Here is a 4,865-nt window from a genome sequence, read left to right on the forward strand (position 1 = left end):
GGGAATGGTGTGGTGCATCAGAAATCATGAATCTGCGGGTACTGGTTGAAGATTTCCCGCATGCCGATCAGCGCATGGCGCATTTCTTCATCGCTGCATTCGGCGCCGACGCAGACCCGCACCGCGCGGGGCCGGGGGGTGCCGCGTACGGTGAACGGATCGGGGGACGTGACGGCGATGTGCTTGTGGCGCAACGCCCGCACCAGGCTGTCGACTTCCCAATGCGGTGGGATACCGATCCAGGCATTCAAGGCATGAGGATGCTGGGCCAATACGTGCTCACCCATGTACTCGGTGACCATCGCCTGGCGCCCGGCCAACAGGCGCCGTTGTAGATGCAACAACGACTCGGCGCGACCGTCGCGGATCCAGCGGGCGGCGATTTCCGAGACCATCGGCGTGGCCATCCAGCTGTTGACCCGCAGGATGCTCTCGGTGCGCAACGCCAGGCGCTTGGGCACCACCAGATAGCCAATCCGCAACCCGGTGAGCACCGACTTGGTCATGCTCGTGCAGTAAAACGACAGCTCCGGCAGGTAATGGCTGATGGGCGGCGCCCTGCGCTCGTCCAGCAGCGGACCATAGACATCGTCTTCGATGATGTGCACGCCAAAGCGTCGGGCGATCTCGGCGATTTCCCGGCGGCGGGTGTCAGGCATCAGGCTGGTGGTGGGGTTGTTCAGATTCGGCGTGCACACCAGCGCAGTGATCCGCTCGTTGCTGCACATGTCTTCGAAATGCTCGGGGTCGATGCCATGGCGGTCAGTGTCCAGGCCCTTGAGGGTAAAGCCCAGCACCTGGGAATTGCCGATCACGCCGTGGTCGGTCAGCCCTTCGCAGAGCACCACATCGTCGGGACCGGCGAGGGACGCCAGGGCGAGGAAAATGCCATGGGCCGCGCCATTGGTGATCAATACATCGTTGCGATCGACCTTCAGCCCCTGTCGGCCGATCCATTGCGCCGCCGCTTCGCGATGGGATTCAAAACCGGCTATCGGACGAAACGCGTGGATCCATGGCTGGTCCTCTTCGGTACTCAGCTCGGCACAGGTGTCGCGCCAGCACTGATCGTGCTCGCGGGTATGCAGGATGCGCGTGATGGAAAAGTCCACCAGCGCCCGCTCGGGGCTGTCGAGGATATAGGTGGCGACCCGATCACTCATGCGCCGCGAGACGAAACTGCCGCGCCCGACTTCGCAGCGGACCAGCCCTTGGCGCTCCAACTCCTTGTAGGCATTGGTGACGGTCTGCACGCTGATGCCCATGGCGTCGGCCACCTGCCGTTGCGGCGGCAGGCGCTGGTCATTGGCCAGGGTTCCCTGTTCGATGTCGTCGGCGATGGCCTGCACCAGGATCTTGTATTTGGATTCACCGCTGCGGGCGAGGTCCAGGGCTGACTTCCACTTATCCATAACGGCTGCAACCGGCGTGAGAACGGGTGCGCACAGCATTGCGCGGCCATCGCGGCAATGCAATTGTCCTAGTGCAATACAATCCGCGCCGGGGCTTTTGTATGCTCGGTCCAAGGTCGTTATCCAGGCGGGTGCATTGCCCCGACAAAAAGCCGGACCGACCTGTACCGGCGCCATTCCCGATCTCAGGCCATGCCCGGATCCGCCGTTGTACGTTTTGCTCTTGTCACACTGCCTCCTAACACAGAACCGTCCGCTGACGGATCCACAAGAAACAGGAGATTTTATCGATGAGCAATTTTCTTCCCCGCACTTGCACACCTTTGCGCCGGCTCTTGTTGACCTGTGCCGTGCTTGGCCTGGCCAGCAGCGTCCAGGCGGCGACCCTGGATACCGTCAAGAGCAACAGCAGCATCCGCATCGGCTACGCCAACGAAACCCCGTTTGCCTTCACCGAAACCGACGGCACCGTCACCGGTGAATCGCCGGAGATCGCCAAGATCATCTTCGCCAGGATGGGCATCAAGCAGGTCAATGGCGTGCTCACCGAGTGGGGCTCGCTGATTCCTGGCCTGCGCGCCGGTCGCTTCGACGTGATCGCCGCCGGCATGTACATCACCCCGGCGCGCTGCAAGCAGGTGTTGTTCACCGATCCGCAATACCAATTGCCCGACGCCTTGTTGGTAGCCAAGGACAATCCGAAAAAACTCCACAGCTATGAAGACATCGCCAAGCAACCGGACGTGAAGCTGGCAATCATGGCCGGCACGGTCAACCTGGCCTATGCCCGTGATTCCGGGGTCAAGGATGAACAGATCCTGCAAGTCCCCGACACCACCGCGCAATTGCAAGCCGTGCGCGCCGGTCGCGCCGACGCCGCCGTCGGTACGCAACTGACCATGAAGGGCCTGGCCGCCAAGGGCGGTGACAAGGTCGAGGCGATGACCGAATTCAAGGACGACCCGTCCCACATCGGCTACGGTGCGCTGGCCTTCCGCCCCGAAGACAAAGACCTGCGCGACGCTGTCAACGCCGAGCTGAAAAAGTGGCTGGGTTCCGAAGAGCACCTCAAGGCCGTCGCGCCGTTCGGTTTCGACAAATCCAACGTGACCAGCAAGACCGCGGCCGAGCTCTGCGCTCAGCCCTGACGGCACGCCGAAACGGGCATGACGCACAGCGCGTAATGCCTGTTCCCCGCTTCATCGGACATCGGGTTGAACCATGGGCGAATTACTTCCGTTATTGATTCAAGGGGCCTGGGTCACGCTCCAGGTGACCTTCTTCGGCTCGCTGCTGGCGATTGTCGCGGCGGTACTTGCAGCCCTCGGGCGGCTGTCGCCGTGGCGCGCGTTGCGCTGGTTTTCCATCACCTACATCGAAGTGTTCCGCGGGACGTCGCTGCTGGTGCAGTTGTTCTGGCTGTTCTTCGTGCTGCCGCTGCCCCCCTTCAACGTCGAACTGAGCCCTTACGCCGTGGCGATCGTCGGCCTGGGCCTGCACATTGGCGCGTATGGGGCCGAGGTGATGCGCGGCGCCATCAGTTCGGTCGCCAAGGGCCAATACGAAGCCTGCACGGCGCTGAACTTCAGTGCCTTCACACGCTTCAAGCGAATCATCCTGCCCCAGGCGTTGTTGGCGGCGATTCCGCCGGGCACCAATCTGTTGATCGAGTTGCTGAAGAACACGTCGCTGGTGTCGCTGATCACCTTGTCGGACCTGAGCTTCCGGGCGCGCCAGTTGGACCAGGCAACGTTCCAGACCCTGGAAATCTTCAGCCTGGCGCTGGTGATGTATTTCATCCTCGCCCAGGCCATCAACTTCGGCATGCGCAACATCGAGCGACGACTGAGCCGGGGCCGGATGCGCGGAGGTCTGTCATGACATTGTTCGACTGGTCCTACGCCGCGCAAATCCTTCCGGACCTGCTGCGCGCGTCCCTCAACACCGTGGGCATCACGTTGATCGGCTTCCTGATCGCGATCGTGCTGGGGCTGTTCCTGGCGATCGGCCGGCGCAGCCGCAGGCTCTGGTTGTCATGGCCGGCCACGGCGGTGATCGAGTTCATCCGCAGCACGCCGTTGCTGATCCAGGTGTATTTCCTCTACTACGTGCTGCCCAACTACGGGCTGAGCCTGACGGCCATGCAAGTCGGCATCGTCGGCATCGGCCTGCATTACGCCTGCTACATCGCCGAGGTCTATCGCAGTGGTCTCGACGCGGTACCGCGGGCGCAGTGGGAAGCGGTGACGGCGTTGAACATCGCGCCGTACGACGCCTACCGCAACATCATCCTGCCCCAGGCGCTGCGCCCCATCGTGCCGCCGCTGGGCAATTACCTGGTGGCGATGCTCAAGGACACGCCGGTGCTGTCGGCCATCACCGTGGTGGAAATCATGCAGCAGGCCAAGAACATCGGCTCCGAGAATTTCCGCTACCTCGAACCGATCACCATGGTCGGCCTGTTCTTCCTCGCCCTGAGCCTCGCCCTGGCCTACCTGGTACGGCGCCTTGAAACGCGCATGGAGCTACGCTAATGACTTTACCTCTGTCCACGCCCACCGATTTGTCCCGGCGCAGCACGCTGGCATCGCAGCAGGAGGCCCCGGCCATGCACGTTCCAACCCCGTCCCGGCCGATTGTGAGTTTCCAGGACGTGACCAAAAGCTATGGCAGCTTCACCGTGCTCGACCACTTGAACCTGGATGTCGCGCCCGGTGAAAAGGTCGCGATCATCGGCCCCAGCGGCTCGGGCAAGTCCACGCTGCTGCGGGTGCTGATGACCCTCGAAGGCATCGACCAGGGCCAGATCCGCATCGAGGACGATTCCCTGACCCACATGCCCAACCGCAACGGTGTGCTGGTGCCGGCCAATGACCGGCACATCCGCCGGGTGCGCGGCAAGATCGGCATGGTGTTCCAGAGCTTCAACCTGTTCCCCCACATGACTGCGTTGCAAAACGTCATCGAGGCGCCGGTACAGGTGCTGGGCATGAACCCGAAGGAAGCCCGCGAGCGCGCCGCCGACCTGCTGGAGCTGGTGGGCCTGGGCAACAAGCTCGATCATTACCCGTCGCAGCTATCCGGCGGCCAGCAACAGCGGGTGGCGATTGCCCGGGCGCTGGCGATGCGGCCCAAGGTGATGCTGTTTGACGAAGTGACGTCGGCGCTGGATCCGGAGCTGTGCGGCGAGGTCTTGAACGTGATTCGCAAGCTGGGCGCCGAACACAACCTGACGATGCTGATGGTGACCCACCAGATGGGATTTGCGCGGGAGTTCGCTGATCGGGTGTGCTTTTTCTACAAGGGCCAGATTCATGAGCAAGGCACGCCTGCGCAGATCTTCGAGAACCCGCAGCAAGAGCGGACGTGTGCGTTCTTGAGTGCGGTGAAAGAGGCGAATTGACCCCTAATTACTCAAGTGAACACCTCCGTGGCGAGGGAGCTTGCTCTCGC

General features: G+C 62.4%; 5 protein-coding genes. 4 read left to right on the top strand and 1 reads right to left on the bottom strand.

From position 1 onward, the window contains the following. Positions 1–17: 17 nt before the first annotated feature. A complete protein-coding gene (gene ehuR / locus OC610_RS21215; RefSeq protein ID WP_249876084.1) occupies positions 18–1,412 on the bottom strand; it encodes a MocR-like ectoine utilization transcription factor EhuR in 1,395 nt (464 codons plus the stop codon). A gap of 290 nt (positions 1,413–1,702) precedes the next feature. Here ehuR and ehuB point away from each other — a divergent pair, with 290 nt between their 5' ends. The 4 genes from ehuB to ehuA all read left to right on the top strand — a co-directional run bounded on the left by ehuB (position 1,703) and on the right by ehuA (position 4,815). After that, positions 1,703–2,560: an ectoine/hydroxyectoine ABC transporter substrate-binding protein EhuB gene (ehuB, locus tag OC610_RS21220; RefSeq protein ID WP_264430522.1), complete on the top strand. Its 858-nt coding sequence runs from the start codon at positions 1,703–1,705 to the stop codon at positions 2,558–2,560. A gap of 73 nt (positions 2,561–2,633) precedes the next feature. Then, complete coding sequence (gene ehuC, locus OC610_RS21225) at positions 2,634–3,293, top strand: ectoine/hydroxyectoine ABC transporter permease subunit EhuC (protein WP_030139936.1); 660 nt, start codon at positions 2,634–2,636, stop codon at positions 3,291–3,293. Beyond that, a complete protein-coding gene (gene ehuD, locus OC610_RS21230; protein WP_264430525.1) occupies positions 3,290–3,946 on the top strand; it encodes an ectoine/hydroxyectoine ABC transporter permease subunit EhuD in 657 nt (218 codons plus the stop codon). Before ehuC ends, ehuD begins: the two co-directional genes overlap by 4 nt. Then, positions 3,946–4,815 carry an ectoine/hydroxyectoine ABC transporter ATP-binding protein EhuA gene (gene ehuA, locus OC610_RS21235; RefSeq protein ID WP_408636626.1) on the top strand — a complete coding sequence of 290 codons (870 nt, stop codon included), beginning with the start codon at positions 3,946–3,948 and terminating at the stop codon, positions 4,813–4,815. The genes ehuD and ehuA overlap by 1 nt, the downstream gene beginning before the upstream one ends. Positions 4,816–4,865: the final 50 nt, after the last annotated feature.

The organism is Pseudomonas agronomica (assembly GCF_025917275.1).
Classification (GTDB): Bacteria; Pseudomonadota; Gammaproteobacteria; order Pseudomonadales; family Pseudomonadaceae; genus Aquipseudomonas; species Aquipseudomonas agronomica.